Annotated in this window: 30 protein-coding genes; all 30 read left to right on the top strand. The window is 54.8% G+C overall.

Annotation, left to right across the window (positions count from 1 at the left end; all coding sequences use genetic code 11):
- Positions 1-136: 136 nt before the first annotated feature.
- Positions 137-448 carry a 30S ribosomal protein S10 gene (gene rpsJ, locus ACFFLD_RS19505; RefSeq protein ID WP_007112007.1) on the top strand — a complete coding sequence of 104 codons (312 nt, stop codon included), beginning with the start codon at positions 137-139 and terminating at the stop codon, positions 446-448.
- Between the two features lie 150 nt (positions 449-598).
- Entirely contained in the window at positions 599-1237 is a 639-nt protein-coding gene (gene rplC / locus ACFFLD_RS19500; RefSeq protein ID WP_009288142.1) for a 50S ribosomal protein L3, read from the top strand.
- 15 nt (positions 1238-1252) lie between these two features.
- Positions 1253-1858: a 50S ribosomal protein L4 gene (gene rplD / locus ACFFLD_RS19495; protein WP_386043216.1), complete on the top strand. Its 606-nt coding sequence runs from the start codon at positions 1253-1255 to the stop codon at positions 1856-1858.
- Positions 1855-2151 (top strand): 50S ribosomal protein L23, encoded by a 297-nt coding sequence (gene rplW / locus ACFFLD_RS19490; RefSeq protein WP_008959167.1) that lies wholly within the window; start codon positions 1855-1857, stop codon positions 2149-2151. The genes rplD and rplW overlap by 4 nt, the downstream gene beginning before the upstream one ends.
- 17 nt (positions 2152-2168) lie before the next feature.
- On the top strand, positions 2169-2999 hold the full coding sequence (gene rplB / locus ACFFLD_RS19485; RefSeq protein ID WP_008959166.1) for a 50S ribosomal protein L2: 831 nt from the start codon (positions 2169-2171) through the stop codon (positions 2997-2999).
- 33 nt (positions 3000-3032) lie between these two features.
- Complete coding sequence (gene rpsS, locus ACFFLD_RS19480; protein ID WP_009098993.1) at positions 3033-3308, top strand: 30S ribosomal protein S19; 276 nt, start codon at positions 3033-3035, stop codon at positions 3306-3308.
- Between the two features lie 18 nt (positions 3309-3326).
- A complete protein-coding gene (rplV, locus tag ACFFLD_RS19475; RefSeq protein WP_009723900.1) occupies positions 3327-3659 on the top strand; it encodes a 50S ribosomal protein L22 in 333 nt (110 codons plus the stop codon).
- A 10-nt stretch (positions 3660-3669) separates the two neighbouring features.
- Positions 3670-4374, top strand: coding sequence for a 30S ribosomal protein S3 (gene rpsC / locus ACFFLD_RS19470; RefSeq protein ID WP_230805198.1), 705 nt, complete (start codon positions 3670-3672; stop codon positions 4372-4374).
- Positions 4375-4389: 15 nt separating this feature from the next.
- The gene (gene rplP, locus ACFFLD_RS19465; protein WP_007112000.1) at positions 4390-4803 is read left to right on the top strand and encodes a 50S ribosomal protein L16; all 414 of its coding nucleotides are present in this window, start codon (positions 4390-4392) and stop codon (positions 4801-4803) included.
- Positions 4803-4994, top strand: a complete 192-nt coding sequence (rpmC, locus tag ACFFLD_RS19460) for a 50S ribosomal protein L29 (protein WP_007111999.1) — start codon at positions 4803-4805, stop codon at positions 4992-4994. The genes rplP and rpmC overlap by 1 nt, the downstream gene beginning before the upstream one ends.
- 1 nt (position 4995) lies before the next feature.
- Entirely contained in the window at positions 4996-5256 is a 261-nt protein-coding gene (gene rpsQ / locus ACFFLD_RS19455) for a 30S ribosomal protein S17 (protein WP_096276515.1), read from the top strand.
- Positions 5257-5306: 50 nt separating this feature from the next.
- The gene (gene rplN / locus ACFFLD_RS19450; protein ID WP_008959163.1) at positions 5307-5678 is read left to right on the top strand and encodes a 50S ribosomal protein L14; all 372 of its coding nucleotides are present in this window, start codon (positions 5307-5309) and stop codon (positions 5676-5678) included.
- A gap of 14 nt (positions 5679-5692) precedes the next feature.
- Complete coding sequence (gene rplX / locus ACFFLD_RS19445; RefSeq protein WP_007111996.1) at positions 5693-6007, top strand: 50S ribosomal protein L24; 315 nt, start codon at positions 5693-5695, stop codon at positions 6005-6007.
- A gap of 18 nt (positions 6008-6025) precedes the next feature.
- Complete coding sequence (gene rplE, locus ACFFLD_RS19440) at positions 6026-6565, top strand: 50S ribosomal protein L5 (RefSeq protein ID WP_386043209.1); 540 nt, start codon at positions 6026-6028, stop codon at positions 6563-6565.
- A gap of 10 nt (positions 6566-6575) precedes the next feature.
- The gene (gene rpsN / locus ACFFLD_RS19435; RefSeq protein ID WP_386043207.1) at positions 6576-6881 is read left to right on the top strand and encodes a 30S ribosomal protein S14; all 306 of its coding nucleotides are present in this window, start codon (positions 6576-6578) and stop codon (positions 6879-6881) included.
- Between the two features lie 32 nt (positions 6882-6913).
- Positions 6914-7306, top strand: a complete 393-nt coding sequence (gene rpsH / locus ACFFLD_RS19430) for a 30S ribosomal protein S8 (RefSeq protein ID WP_386043205.1) — start codon at positions 6914-6916, stop codon at positions 7304-7306.
- Positions 7307-7315: 9 nt separating this feature from the next.
- Positions 7316-7846: a 50S ribosomal protein L6 gene (rplF, locus tag ACFFLD_RS19425; protein ID WP_386043203.1), complete on the top strand. Its 531-nt coding sequence runs from the start codon at positions 7316-7318 to the stop codon at positions 7844-7846.
- 9 nt (positions 7847-7855) lie between these two features.
- The gene (gene rplR / locus ACFFLD_RS19420) at positions 7856-8206 is read left to right on the top strand and encodes a 50S ribosomal protein L18 (RefSeq protein ID WP_008959159.1); all 351 of its coding nucleotides are present in this window, start codon (positions 7856-7858) and stop codon (positions 8204-8206) included.
- 11 nt (positions 8207-8217) lie between these two features.
- Positions 8218-8718: a 30S ribosomal protein S5 gene (rpsE, locus tag ACFFLD_RS19415; RefSeq protein ID WP_007111990.1), complete on the top strand. Its 501-nt coding sequence runs from the start codon at positions 8218-8220 to the stop codon at positions 8716-8718.
- A gap of 6 nt (positions 8719-8724) precedes the next feature.
- Positions 8725-8907 (top strand): 50S ribosomal protein L30, encoded by a 183-nt coding sequence (rpmD, locus tag ACFFLD_RS19410; protein WP_308322038.1) that lies wholly within the window; start codon positions 8725-8727, stop codon positions 8905-8907.
- A 3-nt stretch (positions 8908-8910) separates the two neighbouring features.
- Positions 8911-9345 (top strand): 50S ribosomal protein L15, encoded by a 435-nt coding sequence (rplO, locus tag ACFFLD_RS19405; RefSeq protein ID WP_386043199.1) that lies wholly within the window; start codon positions 8911-8913, stop codon positions 9343-9345.
- Complete coding sequence (gene secY / locus ACFFLD_RS19400) at positions 9346-10677, top strand: preprotein translocase subunit SecY (RefSeq protein WP_386043197.1); 1332 nt, start codon at positions 9346-9348, stop codon at positions 10675-10677.
- Positions 10678-10740: 63 nt separating this feature from the next.
- Positions 10741-10854 carry a 50S ribosomal protein L36 gene (rpmJ, locus tag ACFFLD_RS19395; protein ID WP_008959154.1) on the top strand — a complete coding sequence of 38 codons (114 nt, stop codon included), beginning with the start codon at positions 10741-10743 and terminating at the stop codon, positions 10852-10854.
- Between the two features lie 123 nt (positions 10855-10977).
- Positions 10978-11334: a 30S ribosomal protein S13 gene (gene rpsM / locus ACFFLD_RS19390; protein ID WP_386043194.1), complete on the top strand. Its 357-nt coding sequence runs from the start codon at positions 10978-10980 to the stop codon at positions 11332-11334.
- A gap of 52 nt (positions 11335-11386) precedes the next feature.
- Entirely contained in the window at positions 11387-11773 is a 387-nt protein-coding gene (rpsK, locus tag ACFFLD_RS19385) for a 30S ribosomal protein S11 (RefSeq protein ID WP_007111985.1), read from the top strand.
- A gap of 12 nt (positions 11774-11785) precedes the next feature.
- Positions 11786-12406 (top strand): 30S ribosomal protein S4, encoded by a 621-nt coding sequence (gene rpsD, locus ACFFLD_RS19380; RefSeq protein ID WP_290699868.1) that lies wholly within the window; start codon positions 11786-11788, stop codon positions 12404-12406.
- Positions 12407-12504: 98 nt separating this feature from the next.
- On the top strand, positions 12505-13500 hold the full coding sequence (locus ACFFLD_RS19375; protein WP_386043191.1) for a DNA-directed RNA polymerase subunit alpha: 996 nt from the start codon (positions 12505-12507) through the stop codon (positions 13498-13500).
- A 39-nt stretch (positions 13501-13539) separates the two neighbouring features.
- Positions 13540-13926, top strand: a complete 387-nt coding sequence (gene rplQ / locus ACFFLD_RS19370) for a 50S ribosomal protein L17 (protein WP_386043189.1) — start codon at positions 13540-13542, stop codon at positions 13924-13926.
- Positions 13927-14227: 301 nt separating this feature from the next.
- Positions 14228-15586: a D-alanyl-D-alanine carboxypeptidase family protein gene (locus ACFFLD_RS19365; protein ID WP_386043187.1), complete on the top strand. Its 1359-nt coding sequence runs from the start codon at positions 14228-14230 to the stop codon at positions 15584-15586.
- 153 nt (positions 15587-15739) lie between these two features.
- Entirely contained in the window at positions 15740-16615 is an 876-nt protein-coding gene (locus ACFFLD_RS19360; RefSeq protein ID WP_386043185.1) for a DMT family transporter, read from the top strand.
- The last annotated feature ends 72 nt before the right edge of the window (positions 16616-16687 follow it).

Here is a 16687-nt window from a genome sequence, read left to right as displayed (position 1 = left end):
GGGCTCTGGTGAGCCCCCTTTTCTGCGCACCATTAGCAAATGTTTGACATGTGCTTGTGGCGTGCATATAATGCGCATCCTTTGAATGCGTGGGTAGACGGCTCGCGCCGTCGACATCCATTGGAGTTTAGGGCAAATGCAGAACCAAAAGATTCGCATTCGGTTGAAAGCGTTCGACCATCGCCTGATCGATCAGTCCACAGCGGAGATTGTTGAAACCGCTAAGCGTACTGGTGCTCAGGTTCGTGGGCCGATCCCGCTGCCGACCAACCGCGAGCGCTACACCATACTGATCTCGCCGCACGTCAACAAAGATGCGCGTGACCAGTATGAGATTCGCACTCATAAGCGTGTGCTCGACATCGTTGAGCCGACCGAGAAAACTGTTGATGCGCTGATGAAGCTCGATCTCGCCGCTGGCGTTGACGTGCAAATCAAGCTCAACTAATTACACTAGTCACTTGCGGCCCAGCGCTCATCATTGTTTCGCATGAGCAGCAGCCGCCGCGCCGTGAGGCGCCATACAATGTGCTAGTGGAATGCTCTGGAAAGGGCAGCCATAGCGGGTGATAGCCCCGTACACTATAGGAGACTGAGTATGACTATCGGTTTAGTCGGTAAAAAGGCCGGGATGACCCGTGTCTTTACCGAAGACGGCGCGTCTGTGCCCGTAACCGTTATTGAAGTTGATCCTAATCGTGTTACACGCGTTAAGTCCGTCGAGTCTGACGGTTACGCAGCGATTCAGGTCACGTCTGGTTCTCGTAAAGCCAAGCACCTCACCAAGGCGCAAGCTGGACAGTTTGCCAAGGCGGGTGTTGAGGCTGGTCGTGCGCTGATGGAATTTCGTCTTGCAGAAGGCGAAGAGATTCCTGAAGTGGGCGGCGAACTCACCGTATCCCTCTTCGAAGCTGGTCAAATGGTTGATGTGACTGGCACCTCTAAGGGTAAAGGCTTCCAGGGTGCTGTTAAGCGCTGGAACTTCCGTACCCAAGACATGACTCACGGTAACTCTTTGTCGCATCGCGCACCGGGTTCTATCGGTATGTGTCAGACACCGGGTCGCGTATTTAAAGGCAAGAAAATGGCCGGTCAAATGGGTAACGCCCGTTGCACCGTGCAGAGCCTTGAGATCGTCCGTGTCGACGCCGAGCGTAACCTGCTGCTGATCAAAGGCGCCGTACCGGGTGCTCCCGGTAGTGACGTTATCGTTCGCAGCGCCGTGAAAGCTGGCTGAAGGGGATAATTACCAATGAATCTGAATCTTGCTGCAGGCGCGGGTACCGTTGAAGTAGCCGACGCCACTTTTGGCAAAGAATTCAACGAAGCGCTCGTTCACCAAGTGGTCACTGCTTATTTAGCGGCTGGTCGTCAGGGAACTCGCGCACAAAAGAGTCGTTCCGACGTTCGTGGCGGTGGTAAGAAGCCGTGGCGTCAGAAAGGCACCGGTCGTGCACGTGCCGGTACTATCCGCTCTCCGCTATGGCGTAGCGGCGGTGTAACCTTCGCGGCTCGTCCGCAAGACTATACCCAGAAGGTTAACCGCAAGATGTACCGCGCAGCGATGCGCTCCATCCTGTCTGAACTTGTTCGTCAAGAGCGTCTGGTCGCGATTGAAGAGTTTAACGTCGATGCGCCTAAGACCAAGCAGGTAGCTGCCAAGCTGAAAGAGCTCAACCTTGAAAAAGTGTTGATCGTCACTGAAGAGATTGACGAGAAGCTCTATTTAGCCGCACGCAACCTTCCCCACGTTGACGTGGTGGATGTCGCGGCAGCTGACCCGGTAAGCCTGGTAGCCTTTGATAAGGTCCTGATTACCGTCTCCGCCCTGCGTAAATTCGAGGAGAAGCTGGCATGAACCAGGAACGCGTATTCAAGGTTCTGCTTGGACCGCACGTGACCGAAAAGGCCGCGATGGCAGCCGAGCGCAACCAGTACGTTTTCAAGGTGGCAAGCGATGCTACCAAGCCCGAGATCAAGAAAGCCGTTGAAGCACTCTTCGGCAAGAAGGTCGGCAGTGTTCAAGTACTGAACATGAAGGGTAAAACAAAGCGTACTGCGAACGGCGTTGGCCTGCGTAAGGGTTACCGCAAAGCGTATGTGACCCTGGCTGCGGGTGAAACGCTCGAAGACTTCTCTGGCGCCGAATAAGGGCAGGAGTACGGATAATGGCAATCGTCAAGACCAAACCCACTTCCGCCGGTCGTCGCCACGTCGTCAAGATCGTTGGCGAGGAACTGTTTAAGGGCCGTGCTTATGCACCGCTTCTAGAAAAACAGTCCAAGTCCGGCGGCCGTAACAACTACGGTCGTATCACCACCCGCCACGTGGGCGGTGGTCATCGTCACCACTATCGGTTGATCGATTTCAAACGCACCAAGGATGGCATTCCTGCCACCGTTGAGCGTCTGGAACACGATCCGAACCGCAGTGCGCACATTGCGCTGCTGAAGTATGCCGATGGTGAGCGTCGTTACATCATTGCACCGAAAGGTGTCAGCGCGGGTGACGTGCTGGAATCTGGTGTTAACGCGTCAATCAAGAAAGGCAATGCTTTGCCGCTGCGTAACGTCCCGTTGGGTTCTACGGTGCACTGCATCGAACTCAAGCCGGGTAAAGGCGCGCAGATTGCTCGCAGTGCCGGTACAAGCGCTCAGTTGGTTGCTCGTGAAGGTAACTATGCCACCTTGCGTCTTCGCTCCGGCGAAATGCGTAAAGTGTTGGCCGAGTGCCGCGCAACCTTGGGTGAAGTGAGCAACTCCGAGCACAGCCTGCGTCAACTTGGCAAGGCCGGTGCGAAGCGCTGGAGAGGCGTGCGTCCGACTGTTCGCGGTGTCGCGATGAACCCAGTCGATCACCCGCACGGTGGTGGCGAAGGCCGCACCAGTGGTGGTCGTCACCCGGTATCCCCATGGGGTGTGCCGACTAAGGGTCACAAGACGCGTAAGAACAAGCGCACCGACAAGCTGATTATTCGTCGTCGTAACAAGACGCGTTAATCGAAATTGCCAAGACATTAAGAGGTAACGGCTGTGCCACGTTCACTAAAGAAAGGTCCCTTCATTGACCTTCATCTTTTGAAGAAGGTAGAGGCTGCAGTGGAGAAGAACGATCGCAAACCAATCAAGACCTGGTCGCGTCGTTCGATGATCCTGCCTAACATGGTAGGTCTGACTATTGCGGTCCATAACGGACGCCAGCATGTCCCGGTGCATGTCTCCGAGGAAATGGTGGGTCATAAACTTGGCGAATTCGCTGCTACTCGCACATATCGCGGGCATGCGGCGGATAAGAAAGCCAAACGGTAAGCCAGAGAGGATTGAGAGATGGAAGTCACAGCTAAGCTGAGTGGCGCTGCTTTATCCGCACAGAAGGCCCGTTTGGTGGCTGACCAAGTGCGCGGTAAACCGGTTGCCGAAGCTATTGACCTGCTGACCTTCTCACCGAAGAAGGCTGCCAAGTTGGTCAAGAAAGTGCTTCAGTCCGCCATCGCGAATGCGGAAGAAAACAACGGCATGGACATTGACGAGCTGCGTGTCTCGACCATCTGCGTCGATGAGGGCATGACGCTCAAGCGTATCAAGCCGCGTGCCAAGGGGCGTGCGGATCGTATCTTGAAGCGCACCTGCCACATCACCGTCAAGGTAGCCGAGAAGTAGGAGACGACCGATGGGTCAGAAAGTCAATCCAACAGGCATTCGACTGGGCATCGTCAAAGACCATGCTTCTGTCTGGTATGCTGAGCGCGGCGCTTACGCCGATAAGCTCAATAACGATCTCGAAGTGCGTAGCTTCCTGGAAGAGCGTCTTAAAAGCGCCTCTGTTAGCCGCATCCACATCGAGCGTCCGGCGAACAATGCCCGCATCACCATTCATACTGCCCGTCCGGGTATCGTGATTGGTAAGAAAGGTGAAGATGTCGACCGTTTGCGTCGCGATCTTACCCAGATGATGGGTGTTCCCGTGCATGTGAACATCGAAGAAGTTCGCAAGCCGGAGCTGGATGCCAAGCTAGTCGCTGCTAACGTAGCGGGTCAGCTTGAGCGTCGCGTCATGTTCCGTCGTGCGATGAAGCGCGCGGTACAGAACGCAATGCGTCTTGGCGCTGGTGGCATCAAGATTCAGCTGTCAGGTCGTCTGGGTGGCGCTGAAATCGCACGTACCGAATGGTACCGCGAAGGTCGCGTTCCGTTGCACACGTTGCGTGCGGATATCGACTACGCCACTTACGAAGCTCACACCACCTACGGCGTTATCGGCGTCAAAGTGTGGATCTTCAAGGGTGAAATCCTCGGCGGTATCGAGGAAGTACGTGCCAAGGCTAAGCAGCAGCAGCCTACCGGCAACGCGCCCAAGAAGAAAGGTTCCAGGTAAGGGGAGAGCGAGTCGATGTTACAGCCCAAGCGTATGAAATTCCGCAAGATGATGAAAGGCCGCAACCGTGGCCTGGCGCATCGCGGAAGCAAGATCAGCTTCGGGGAATACGGCCTTAAAGCTACTGGTCGCGGCCGCATCACAGCGCGTCAGATCGAAGCAGGCCGTCGTGCGATCACACGTCACGTAAAACGTGGCGGTAAAATCTGGATCCGCGTCTTCCCTGATAAGCCGATCTCCAAGAAGCCACTCGAAGTTCGTATGGGTAAAGGTAAAGGTTCTGTTGAGTACTGGGTTGCCCAGATCCAACCGGGTCGGGTCCTGTATGAAATTGAAGGCGTGTCGGAAGAGCTTGCACGTGAAGCGTTTGAGCTTGCCGCACAGAAAATGCCCTTATCCACCACCTTTGCGAAACGGACGGTGATGTGATGAAAGCCCAGGAAATTCGTGAAAAGTCCGCAGGAGAGCTCCAGGAGCAACTCCTCGAACTCCTCCGCGAGCAGTTTAACCTGCGCATGCAGAAGGCCACTGGCCAACTGAGCCAGACTCATCTGCTCAAGCAGGTCCGTCGGGATATCGCCCGCGTTAAGACTTTGCTCAACGAGAAGGCAGGTGATTGAGATGGCCGAAGAGAAAACAACGCGTACGCTTACCGGTAAAGTGGTAAGCGATAAGATGGACAAGTCCATCGTCGTCATGATCGAGCGACGTGAACGTCACCCGATCTACGGAAAATACGTTAAGCGCTCCACCAAGCTGCACGCCCATGATGAGGCGAATCAGGCTAAGGCAGGCGATACGGTTTCCATTCAGGAGTGCCGTCCGCTTTCCAAGAAGAAAGCCTGGACGCTGGTCGAGGTGGTTGAACACGCCAAGGGTTAATCCCTGAGGCTTGTCAATCAGTGCAGTCAGATTAGGTTTGGAGAAAACCGATGATTCAGACTCAGACAATGCTGGATGTCGCCGACAACAGCGGAGCGCGCCGGGTGCAGTGCATCAAGGTGTTAGGCGGTTCACATCGTCGTTACGCTCGTGTTGGTGATATCATCAAGGTCACGGTTAAGGAAGCGATTCCGCGTGGCAAGGTCAAAAAAGGCCAGGTGCTAAAAGCGGTCGTGGTCCGGACCCGTAGTGGCGTCCGTCGTCCCGACGGTTCGCTCATCCGTTTCGATGGAAATGCGGCAGTTTTGTTGAATAACACCAACGAACAGCCCATCGGTACCCGTATTTTTGGGCCGGTGACTCGTGAACTTCGTAATGAAAAGTTCATGAAGATCATTTCCTTAGCGCCTGAAGTGCTGTAAGGAGCGAGGCGGATATGCAAAAGATCAAACGTGACGATGAAGTCATCGTCATCGCCGGGAAGGATAAAGGCAAACGTGGCACCGTTAAGCGGGTATTAGAAAACCGCTTTTTGGTGTCCGGTGTGAACATGATTAAACGTCACACCAAGCCAAATCCCATGGCGGGTAATCAGGGCGGTATCGTCGAGCGTGAGGCTCCGATTCACGCGTCCAACGTAGCCATCTTCAATTCGGAGACCGGTAAGGCGGATCGCGTCGGCTTCCAAGTGAAGGAAGACGGTACCAAGGTACGTATCTACAAGTCGACGCAGACGCAGATCGACGCCTAACGCGAGTCGGGTAGCAAAATGGCGAACTTGAAAGAACGTTATCAAAACGAGGTAGCAGCTAAACTCAAAGAAGAGTTCAGCTATGCCAACGTTATGCAGGTACCCCGGATCACGAAAGTGACTCTGAACATGGGTATCGGTGAAGCAGTCAACGATAAAAAGTTGATTGACAATGCCATCGGCGATCTAGAGAAGCTCTCTGGTCAAAAGCCGTTGGTGACCAAGGCACGTAAGTCCATCGCGGGCTTCAAGGTGCGCGAAGGTTGGCCAATCGGCATCAAGGTAACACTGCGCGCTGAGCGTATGTGGGACTTCTTGGACCGCCTGGTTTACATCGCGATTCCCCGCGTGCGTGACTTCCGTGGTCTCAACCCGAAGTCCTTCGACGGTCGCGGCAACTACTCTATGGGTGTGCGTGAGCAGATCATCTTCCCGGAGATCGAGTATGATAAAATCGATCGCATCCGTGGGTTGGACGTCACTATCACCACTACCGCCAACACCGACGAGGAAGGTCGTGCGCTATTAGCGGCACTGAACTTCCCGTTCAAGAAATAGGGGTGGGATCATGGCTAAGAAAAGTATGATAGAGCGTGAGCTTAAGCGTACTGAACTGGTTGCGAAGTATGCGACCCGTCGCGCTGAACTCAAGAAGATCATCTCAGACGTAAATACGACTGAGGAAGACCGCTTCGAGGCGACGCTGAAGCTGCAGCAACTGCCGCGCGACTCAAGCCCGGTGCGTCAGCGTAATCGCTGCCGTATCACCGGTCGTCCGCACGGTTTTTACAACAAGTTCGGCCTCGGCCGTAACAAGCTGCGTGAAGCCGCCATGCGTGGCGACGTTCCTGGACTGAAAAAGTCCAGTTGGTAACGCCACGTAGAATCATCAGGAGCGCACATTAAATGAGCATGCAAGACACTCTGGCGGATATGTTTACCCGTATCCGCAATGCGCAGATGGCCACCAAGGAGACGGCAGTCATGCCGTCCTCCAAGCTGAAAGTGCAAGTGGCCCGAGTGCTAAAGGAAGAAGGCTACATCACCGACTTTACGGTGGCAGAAGGCGTCAAGCCTGAGCTGACCGTAACTCTCAAGTACTTTGAGGGTAAGCCGGTTATTGAGCACATTCAGCGGGTTTCCAAGCCGTCCCTGCGCCAGTACAAGGGCAAGGACAACCTGCCTAAGGTTGCCGATGGTCTGGGTATCGCGATTGTCACCACATCCAATGGTGTCATGACCGACCGTGCCGCGCGCCAAGCGGGTGTGGGTGGCGAAGTCATCTGCACCGTATTCTAGGAGGCTGGAATGTCCCGCATAGCGAAATATCCGGTTAAAGTGCCTGCCAGCGTTGACATCAAAATCAATGCTGACCAGCTAACCGCCAAAGGCGGCCAGGGCACACTATCTATGACGATCCACTCTGATGTAGTGGTAAATCAAGAAGATGGACAGCTGACCTTCGCCCCGAGTGAGTCTGCCAAGAGCTGGGCCATGGCCGGTACAACCCGCGCCTTAGTTCAGAACCTGGTAACGGGCGTATCCGAGGGCTTCACACGAACTCTCGAAATTGTTGGCGTCGGTTATCGTGCCCAAGCTAAGGGCCAGACGCTCAATCTTTCACTGGGCTTCTCGCACCCGGTCGACTACGAACTGCCTGAAGGTGTCTCAGCGGAAACGCCGAAAAACACCGTGATCGTGCTGAAAAGCGCGGACAAGCAGCAGCTCGGTCAGTGCGCCGCGGAAATCCGCGCTTTCCGTCCGCCTGAGCCGTATAAAGGCAAGGGTGTACGGTACGCCGACGAGCAGGTGCGTCGCAAAGAAGCCAAGAAGAAGTAAGGCAGGGTTATGAACGCGAAGAAAGAATCTCGTCTCCGTCGTGCCCGCCGCGCTCGCGCCAAGATCCGCGAGCTGGGCGTGTATCGCCTGTGCGTCAATCGTACCCCTCGTCACATCTACGCGCAGATTATCTCGCCGGATGGTGGCAAAGTGCTAGCCAGTGCATCTACGCTGGACAAAGCACTGCGCGAGGGTGCGACTGGTAACTCAGATGCGGCCTCTAAGGTCGGTGCTCTGATTGCCGAACGCGCTAAAGAAGCAGGCATCACCCAGGTGGCCTTCGACCGTGCTGGCTTTAAGTATCACGGCCGCGTCAAGGCGCTGGCCGACGCCGCACGTGAAGGCGGCCTGGAATTCTAAAGGGTTTTACGATGGCGAAGAACGAACAGCAAAGCGGCGATCTGCAAGAGAAGTTAGTGCAGGTCAACCGCGTCGCCAAGGTGGTCAAGGGTGGTCGTATTTTCGGCTTCACCGCATTGACCGTCGTTGGTGATGGTAAAGGTCGTGTCGGTTTTGGTCGTGGCAAGGCGCGTGAAGTGCCGGTCGCGATCCAGAAAGCGATGGATCAAGCTCGTCGCAACATGGTCAAGGTGAACCTCGCTGGCCACACGCTGCAATACCCGGTAAAAGCCCGTCACGGTGCTTCCAAGGTGTACATGCAGCCGGCTTCCGAAGGTACCGGTATCATCGCCGGTGGCGCCATGCGCTCTGTATTAGAGCTAGCCGGTGTCCATGACGTACTGGCCAAGTGCTACGGTTCCACTAACCCGGTTAACGTGGTGCGAGCGACTGTTAAAGGTCTCTCCTCCATGCAAGCACCGGAAGACGTGGCCGCTAAGCGCGGTCTGTCTGTCGAAGCGATCACGGGGTAAGGCACCATGGCAGCAACGATCAAGGTTACCCAGATCCGCAGCACCATCGGCATTTTGCCCAAGCACAAAGCTACTATGAAAGGCTTGGGTTTACGCCGCATCGGTCACACGGTTGAACTGGAAGACACCCCTGCCGTACGCGGCATGATCCACAAGGTAACTTACCTTGTGCGCGTTGAGGGAGAGTAATCCATGAAACTTAATACCTTAAGCCCGGCTCCGGGCTCCAAGCACGCTGAAAAGCGTGTGGGTCGTGGCATCGGTTCCGGTCTTGGTAAGACCGGTGGCCGTGGTCACAAAGGTCAGAAATCTCGTAGTGGCGGCAGTGTTAAGCCCGGTTTCGAAGGCGGTCAGATGCCTTTGCAGCGTCGTTTGCCGAAATTCGGCTTTACGTCTGCAAAGTCGCTGGTCTCTGAAGAAGTACGCCTGGCTGAACTTGCTAAAGTTGCCGGTGGCGACGTCACTATGGAAACGTTGAAGCAAGCCAACGTGCTGAAGGATGCTACGCAACACGCGAAGATCATCCTTTCTGGCGAACTGAAAACAGCGGTTACCGTTCGCGGAATCAAGGTCACCAAAGGTGCCCGTGAAGCGATCGAAGCCGCTGGCGGCAAGGTAGAGGACTAAATGGCCAAGTCAGGAAAAATGCCGGCGATGGGCAGCGGTCTGAGTGAACTGTGGGCGCGTTTGCGCTTCGTGCTCCTCGCCATCGTGGTGTACCGTATTGGTGCCCACATTCCCGTTCCCGGTATCAATCCTGACCAGCTTGCTGCCTTGTTTAGGGAGCAACAGGGCACCATCCTGGGCATGTTTAACATGTTCTCGGGTGGCGCCCTGGAGCGCATGAGCGTTCTCGCCCTGGGCATCATGCCCTACATTTCGGCGTCGATTATCATGCAGCTCATGACTGCGGTCTCCCCTCATCTTGAACAGCTCAAGAAAGAGGGTGAGGCTGGCCGCCGCAAGATTAGCCAGTACACCCGCTACGGTACGGTGATACTGGCGCTTGTCCAGGCTACCGGCATGTCTGTCGGTCTGGCTAGCCAAGGCATCGCGTACAGTGCTGACTTAAGCTTCTATTTCACCGCCGTGATTACGTTTGTATCAGGCGCGGTGTTTATGATGTGGCTAGGTGAGCAGATTACCGAAAAGGGAATTGGCAACGGTATTTCGCTGCTGATTTTCGCCGGTATTGTTGCTGGATTGCCCAGTGCCGTGGGCCAAGCCTTCGAGCTTGCCCGTAATGAAGGTGCATGGAATGTTCTGCCGCTGTTAGCGCTGTCTGTGTTAGGTATTGCCACCGTGGCATTCGTGGTGTTCATTGAGCGCGGCCAACGCCGCCTGAAAGTGAACTATCCGCGACGCCAGGTGGGCAATAAGATGTATGCAGGGCAAAGTAGCTATCTGCCTTTGAAGGTTAATATGGCCGGTGTTATTCCGGCGATTTTTGCCTCCAGTATTCTGCTCTTTCCGGCCTCTATTGGCCAGTGGGTGGGTGCCGGTGAAGGTATGGAGTGGTTGCAGCGTGCATCTCAGGCATTAGGCCCAGGTCAACCGCTTTACATCTTGCTTTTCGCGGCGGCAGTGGTATTCTTCTGCTTCTTTTACACAGCGCTGGTCTTCAACCCCAAGGATGTGGCTGACAATCTTAAAAAGTCAGGCGCTTTCCTGCCGGGCATTCGCCCCGGCGAGCAGACCGCTCGCTATATCGACAAGGTCATGACACGTTTGACCCTGTTCGGTGCCTTGTATATCACTGCGGTTTCCTTGATGCCCCAGTTCTTGATTGTGGCGTGGAACGTGCCGTTCTTTTTCGGCGGTACCTCGTTGTTAATCGTAGTCGTGGTCATCATGGACTTCATGGCCCAGGTGCAGTCGCATCTCATGTCGCATCAGTATGACTCAGTGATGAAGAAGTCCAACCTGAAAGGCTACGGTAGCGGCGGTATCATGCGCTGAGGCGCCGTCTCCCCTATGGAAATAGAAGGGGCGCGCCGCGAGCCGGTTTTTGGAGAAAGATCGATGAAAGTTCGAGCTTCCGTAAAGAAAATGTGCCGTAACTGCAAGATCATTCGTCGCAATGGCGCTGTCCGCGTCATCTGCAGCGAACCACGGCACAAACAACGCCAGGGTTAATCCCCTGGGTTGTATTAAGCGGGTGCCAGCATACCCCTTGCCATAAGGCAACTAAAGGGGTATGCTGTTGCGCCTTTTGTAGATGAATAAACGAGCAAGCCGCTCAAATTTCGGAGTAAGCTGATGGCCCGTATTGCAGGCGTCAATATCCCGGACAACAAGCATGCGGCGATCTCGCTGACCTATATCTTCGGGATTGGCCGTACCCGTGCTGAGCACATTTGTGCAGCAGCCGGTATCGCGCCTACTGCCAAGATCCAGGATCTGTCGGCTGATGAAGTCGACACCCTGCGTTCTGAAGTTGGCAAGTACACCGTAGAAGGCGACCTTCGTCGTGATGTTACGCTTAACATTAAGCGTCTCATGGACTTAGGTTGCTACCGTGGTCTGCGTCATCGTCGTAGTCTTCCGCTGCGTGGTCAGCGGACTAAGACTAACGCGCGCACCCGTAAGGGCCCGCGTAAGCCGATCCGCAAATAATACGCAGGCTCTTTAATAGAGAGCCGGTGTAACGACAGGAATAGACATCAACATGGCTAACCCGCGTAGTAACCGTAAAAAGGTTAAAAAGCAGGTAGTGGACGCAATTGCGCATATCCATGCCTCTTTTAACAACACGATCGTGACGATCACAGACCGCCAGGGCAATGCTCTTTCTTGGGCAACAGCCGGTGGTTCGGGTTTTCGTGGTTCTCGCAAGAGCACCCCGTTCGCTGCTCAAGTGGCAAGCGAACGTGCAGCAACTGCTGCAGCCGAGTATGGTGTGAAAAACGTAGACGTACTGGTTAAAGGCCCAGGTCCCGGTCGTGAGTCCGCCGTGCGCGCATTGAATGCCGCCGGCTTCCGCGTGCAAAGCATCGTAGACGCGACGCCCATTCCCCATAATGGCTGCCGTCCGCCGAAGAAACGCCGCGTTTAAGGAGACAGATTCATGGCTCGTTATATTGGACCGAAGTGCAAACTGTCTCGTCGGGAAGGTACCGACCTCTTTTTGAAGAGTGGTGTAACTCCCTTCGAGAAAAAGTGTAAATCCGAGCAAATCCCGGGTGTACACGGCCAGCGTCGTCAACGTCTTTCAGACTACGGCTTGCAGCTTCGCGAGAAGCAAAAAGTACGTCGTATGTATGGCGTGCTCGAAAAACAGTTCCGTAACTACTACAAAGAAGCCGCTCGCCTGAAAGGCGCGACTGGTGAAGTATTGTTGCAGTTGCTTGAATCCCGACTGGATAACGTCGTCTACCGCATGGGCTTCGGCTCGACTCGCTCTGAAGCGCGTCAGCTGGTAAGCCATAAGGCGATTTCCGTGAACGGCCGCACCGTTAACGTAGCTTCTTATCAAGTGAAGCCGGGTGACGTTGTTTCCATTCGCGAAAAGGCGAAGAACCAAGCACGTATCCAAAGCGCGTTGTCCATTGCGGCCAACCGTGGCGATATCGCTTGGATCGAAATCGACGCCAAGAAGATGGAAGGCACTTTCAAGGCTCTGCCTGAACGCGGTGACCTGACTGCCGACATCAACGAAAACCTGATCGTCGAGCTGTACTCCAAGTAAGCAGTTTTCTGTTTCTTGTCAATTTGGTGCGGGTATAACGCCCGCGCCAGATCGTACCGAGTACCAAGTATCCGTTTGGCAGCCTGAAAGGTGTTCATATGCAGCGTTCAGTGACAGAGTTTCTCCGTCCTCGCGACATCAAGGTCGAAGAAATCAGCGCACATCACGCCAAAATCGTTCTCGAACCGTTCGAGCGCGGCTTTGGTCACACCCTGGGGAATGCACTGCGTCGCATTCTACTTTCATCCATGCCCGGCTGTGCCGTGGTAGAGGCTGAAATCGCCGGCGTCGAGCATGAATATAGTGCGCTTGAAGGGGTGCAGGAAGATGTCATAGAGATCCTCCTGAACTTGAAAGATGTTGCGATCAAGATGCACAGCCGCGATGAGGCGATGCTCACGCTGAACAAGCAGGGCCCAGCCGTCGTCACCGCTGGCGACATTGCGCTTGATCATAGCGTCGAAATCGTCAACCCGGACCACGTCATTGCTCATGTCAATGAAGGTGCCGAGCTGAAAATTCAGCTTAAGGTAGCGCTGGGTCGTGGCTACGAACCGGCTGACTCACGCGGCTCTGATGAAGAGTCTCGTGCTATTGGCCGCCTGCAGCTGGATGCCACCTTCAGCCCTGTCCGCCGTGTTTCCTACTCGGTTGAAGCCGCTCGTGTAGAGCAGCGTACCGACCTCGATAAGTTGATTATCGATTTGGAAACCGACGGTACCCTGGATCCGGAAGAGGCTATCCGTCGCAGTGCGACCATCCTGCAAGAGCAGCTGGCCGCCTTCGTCGACCTGGAAGCTGACAAAGAACAGGAAGTCGAAGAGGAAGAGGATCACGTTGATCCGATTCTATTGCGCCCCGTAGACGATCTTGAGTTGACCGTTCGCAGCGCGAATTGCCTAAAAGCCGAGAATATTTATTATATTGGTGATCTTATCCAGCGCACTGAAGTGGAGCTGTTGAAGACGCCTAACCTCGGTAAAAAATCCTTGAATGAAATCAAGGACGTTTTGGCAGCGCGTGGCTTGTCCCTCGGCATGCGGTTGGAAAATTGGCCACCAGCAAGCCTGAAGGACGACAAGGCCTCCGCGTGAGCGTCGACTTGAGTCCCAGTTTGGTAAGGAATTACAACCATGCGTCATCGTAAGAGTGGTCGTCATCTGAATCGCACCAGCTCGCATCGTCAGGCCATGTTCAAGAACATGTCTGTCTCGCTGGTCGAACATGAAGTCATCAAGACAACCCTGCCTAAGGCCAAGGAACTGCGTCGCGTTATCGAGCCGCTGATCACCTTGTCCAAGCAGGATAGCGTTGCAAACCGTCGTTTGGCGTTTGCCCGTACGCGCTCTAAAGAAGCCGTCGGCAAACTGTTCAACGAATTAGGTCCGCGTTACGCCGAGCGTCCGGGCGGTTACGTCCGTATTCTCAAGTGCGGTTTCCGTACTGGCGATAATGCCCCTATGGCGCTCGTTGAGCTAGTCGATCGTCCGGTTGTTGAAGAAGCCGCTGCCGAAGAGTAAGCCTTGCGGTTAACTTTTAGTCAGCGAATGAAAACCGACCCTTGTGGTCGGTTTTTTCATGGGTGTTACTTTTATGGCATTGAATGATTCGATCTTGTCCCGTTTATCGCTCTTTTACTAATATCCACCGCGTATATACTCCTCCTATAATGAGATAAAGCATTGCCATGCAGCGAGAGGCCTTGCGTTGCGCCTTAACTGTGGCAAGGTAGTGGATTGAATCGTTCATTGGGTTTTTCATAGTGCGTTAAACAAGCAAGGGGCAGGCATGTACGCGAGGGTAAAGCAGACCGAAAGGGGAATGACGACATTATGGTCGGTGAGTTTGGTCATACTGCTAATGCTGTCAATGGTGACCACTGCTCAGGCCAACAACCCTCGTTACGCGGGCATCGTGGTTGATCTGGATAATGGCGAAGTGCTTTATGCCGAGAATGCCGATCATCAGCGCTACCCTGCATCGCTAACCAAAATGATGACGCTTTATTTAACCTTTGAAGCGCTCGAAGCGGGTCATCTCCGCCTCGATCAGCCCTTGCCTGTTTCTCCTTACGCAGCTGCCAAGCCCGCCGTCAAGCTATGGCTTGCTGCCGGTAGCTCTATTCCTGTGGACACGGCTATTCGGGCACTTGCGGTTCGCTCGGCGAATGATGTGGCGGCAGTCGTGGCTGAAGCCCTGGGCGGAAGCGAAGCTCACTTTGCCCAAATGATGACCACGAAAGCACGTGAACTGGGTATGCACACCACGACGTTTCGTAATGCGTCCGGTTTGCCGGACGACGGTCAAATCACCACCGCACGCGATATGCTGACGCTCTCGGTACGCGTCATGCAGGATTTTCCGCAGTACTATCATTACTTTGGGCTACAAGAATTCACTTTCCGAGGCACCCGACATACCAGTCACAACCGGCTTGTGCGGGATTATCCCGGGGCCGATGGGTTAAAAACCGGCTTTATTCGTGCCTCTGGTTTTAATGTTGCGACGACGGCGGTGCACGGTAATCGGCGCTTAGTTGCCGTAGTGATGGGTGGTTTTTCATCACAGTCTCGCGATACCCATATGGCCAATTTGTTGGACCGTGGTTTCCAGCGCGCGGCACTTCGCGACCAACGTAATTGGATAGCCGATACCAATTTCGCTCAAGAATTTATGACCTTTGCCCCGCCCGTGCAGCCAATGGCGCCACCTTCGCATCAGTCTCGCGAGCCGTTGTTAGCGGCGGTTGACACCACCACACTATCACCGTCAACCAATGCCCCCCCGGCAGCACCTGTGGCCGATTTAGAAGAGCAATTGGCCGATATTGCCAGCGTTCAACGACCCACGCCTGCGAGCGAAACGCAGCAGTCGGATGATCCATTACGGGCCTTTATTGAGCGCGAACGCCAGCTCGCTTCTGCGTCTAACGCTGGCAACGGATGGGGGGTCCAAGTTGGTGCCTTCAGCCAGGAGACCCAGGCAAGGCAGTTGGCACAGCAGGCGGCACAGCGCATCGCCCGGAATTTAGGTGGCCGAGTGGCTGTTGATACCGTGCAAGGCCAGACCCCAGTTTACCGCGCCCGCTTAATGGCATTGGATGAACAGCGCGCCAGGCAAGCGTGTCGCGAGCTACACTCGCAGGGCATGGACTGCATGGTGGTTAACGCCAGTCTTTAATCTGGTCAGACGCTTTAGTGATATCCATATCAGTACCGCCCCTGTGCATAGGCCCCGCCATTGGTTAGCTAACTGGCGGGGTTTTTGTTTCTGGCCGCCAAGGCTTACCAAGTTTGGTTCATGGCCACACACTATAATGACAAGGAGCACGCGGTGACGACCTCGCTGAAAGGCATACTGTGCATGTGTATGGGAGTGCTATTTCTAGCCTTGGGCGATGCTGTGTCCAAATGGTTAGGCGAGGCCCACTCACCGCTACAGATTATTTTCTTTCGTGCGTTAGTCTCGCTGCCGCTGATTGCTCTGCTCGCGCATTTTGCCGGTGGTTTACGCAAACTACGCACTAAACGCCCCGGTGTTCATTTGCTGCGCGGATTAATTTATACCGCCACCATGGCCTGTTTTGTTTGGGGACTAACGCTTTTACCCTTGGCAGAAGCCACCGCGATCGCCTTTGTGGCGCCGCTGTTTGTTACTCTGCTGTCGGTGCCATTATTGGGTGAGCGAATAGATCTACCGGTGCTCATTGCGTCATTAGTGGGGTTTGTCGGGGTGCTGATTGTCGTTCGGCCTAATGGCGACGCCTTTCAAGTAGGCGCCCTGGTATTGGTGGGCGCCGCTCTGTTCTATGCGCTGATGATGATTACCGCCCGACGCTATGGCGCGCGCGAGCATCTATGGGCGATGCTGTTTTATATGACCTTTGTGCCGCTAGTCATCACCGCGCTGAGTTTGCCCTGGGTATGGCAAACGCCGCAGCCATGGCACTGGGTGGGGTTTCTCGCCTCTGGGGTGCTGGGCGTTGCGGCCACCGCCTTTATTACCCTGGCCTTTCGGTTTGCCCCTGCCGCCATTGCCGCTCCGTTTGATTACACCGCGATGCTGTGGGCGGTGCTGCTGGGGTGGTGGTTTTGGGGCGAAATGCCGGATCTCTGGGTGTGGGTAGGCAGCATTTTGATTATCGGGAGTGGGCTGATGGTGGCTTATCATGATCGAAGAACCAGCCTGAAGCGTCGCCCGACGGCGTAATAGACGCCGCCTTACGATTACTATTTGATCTATGTCATCGAATCGGTCAGCTGGTCCTGAAAGCGGACTTGA

Origin of the sequence: Vreelandella sulfidaeris, assembly GCF_042429665.1 — a bacterium.
Taxonomy (GTDB): domain Bacteria; phylum Pseudomonadota; class Gammaproteobacteria; order Pseudomonadales; family Halomonadaceae; genus Vreelandella.
This window is presented reverse-complemented; position numbering and strand designations above follow the sequence as displayed.

Coding starts and splice junctions, on each gene's coding strand:
- rpsJ (WP_007112007.1), top strand. CDS start 137: ATGCAGAACCAAAAGATTCGCATTCGGTTGAAAGCGTTCGACCATCGC.
- rplC (WP_009288142.1), top strand. CDS start 599: ATGACTATCGGTTTAGTCGGTAAAAAGGCCGGGATGACCCGTGTCTTT.
- rplD (WP_386043216.1), top strand. CDS start 1,253: ATGAATCTGAATCTTGCTGCAGGCGCGGGTACCGTTGAAGTAGCCGAC.
- rplW (WP_008959167.1), top strand. CDS start 1,855: ATGAACCAGGAACGCGTATTCAAGGTTCTGCTTGGACCGCACGTGACC.
- rplB (WP_008959166.1), top strand. CDS start 2,169: ATGGCAATCGTCAAGACCAAACCCACTTCCGCCGGTCGTCGCCACGTC.
- rplV (WP_009723900.1), top strand. CDS start 3,327: ATGGAAGTCACAGCTAAGCTGAGTGGCGCTGCTTTATCCGCACAGAAG.
- rpsC (WP_230805198.1), top strand. CDS start 3,670: ATGGGTCAGAAAGTCAATCCAACAGGCATTCGACTGGGCATCGTCAAA.
- rplP (WP_007112000.1), top strand. CDS start 4,390: ATGTTACAGCCCAAGCGTATGAAATTCCGCAAGATGATGAAAGGCCGC.
- rpmC (WP_007111999.1), top strand. CDS start 4,803: ATGAAAGCCCAGGAAATTCGTGAAAAGTCCGCAGGAGAGCTCCAGGAG.
- rpsQ (WP_096276515.1), top strand. CDS start 4,996: ATGGCCGAAGAGAAAACAACGCGTACGCTTACCGGTAAAGTGGTAAGC.
- rplN (WP_008959163.1), top strand. CDS start 5,307: ATGATTCAGACTCAGACAATGCTGGATGTCGCCGACAACAGCGGAGCG.
- rplX (WP_007111996.1), top strand. CDS start 5,693: ATGCAAAAGATCAAACGTGACGATGAAGTCATCGTCATCGCCGGGAAG.
- rplE (WP_386043209.1), top strand. CDS start 6,026: ATGGCGAACTTGAAAGAACGTTATCAAAACGAGGTAGCAGCTAAACTC.
- rpsN (WP_386043207.1), top strand. CDS start 6,576: ATGGCTAAGAAAAGTATGATAGAGCGTGAGCTTAAGCGTACTGAACTG.
- rpsH (WP_386043205.1), top strand. CDS start 6,914: ATGAGCATGCAAGACACTCTGGCGGATATGTTTACCCGTATCCGCAAT.
- rplF (WP_386043203.1), top strand. CDS start 7,316: ATGTCCCGCATAGCGAAATATCCGGTTAAAGTGCCTGCCAGCGTTGAC.
- rplR (WP_008959159.1), top strand. CDS start 7,856: ATGAACGCGAAGAAAGAATCTCGTCTCCGTCGTGCCCGCCGCGCTCGC.
- rpsE (WP_007111990.1), top strand. CDS start 8,218: ATGGCGAAGAACGAACAGCAAAGCGGCGATCTGCAAGAGAAGTTAGTG.
- rpmD (WP_308322038.1), top strand. CDS start 8,725: ATGGCAGCAACGATCAAGGTTACCCAGATCCGCAGCACCATCGGCATT.
- rplO (WP_386043199.1), top strand. CDS start 8,911: ATGAAACTTAATACCTTAAGCCCGGCTCCGGGCTCCAAGCACGCTGAA.
- secY (WP_386043197.1), top strand. CDS start 9,346: ATGGCCAAGTCAGGAAAAATGCCGGCGATGGGCAGCGGTCTGAGTGAA.
- rpmJ (WP_008959154.1), top strand. CDS start 10,741: ATGAAAGTTCGAGCTTCCGTAAAGAAAATGTGCCGTAACTGCAAGATC.
- rpsM (WP_386043194.1), top strand. CDS start 10,978: ATGGCCCGTATTGCAGGCGTCAATATCCCGGACAACAAGCATGCGGCG.
- rpsK (WP_007111985.1), top strand. CDS start 11,387: ATGGCTAACCCGCGTAGTAACCGTAAAAAGGTTAAAAAGCAGGTAGTG.
- rpsD (WP_290699868.1), top strand. CDS start 11,786: ATGGCTCGTTATATTGGACCGAAGTGCAAACTGTCTCGTCGGGAAGGT.
- ACFFLD_RS19375 (WP_386043191.1), top strand. CDS start 12,505: ATGCAGCGTTCAGTGACAGAGTTTCTCCGTCCTCGCGACATCAAGGTC.
- rplQ (WP_386043189.1), top strand. CDS start 13,540: ATGCGTCATCGTAAGAGTGGTCGTCATCTGAATCGCACCAGCTCGCAT.
- ACFFLD_RS19365 (WP_386043187.1), top strand. CDS start 14,228: ATGACGACATTATGGTCGGTGAGTTTGGTCATACTGCTAATGCTGTCA.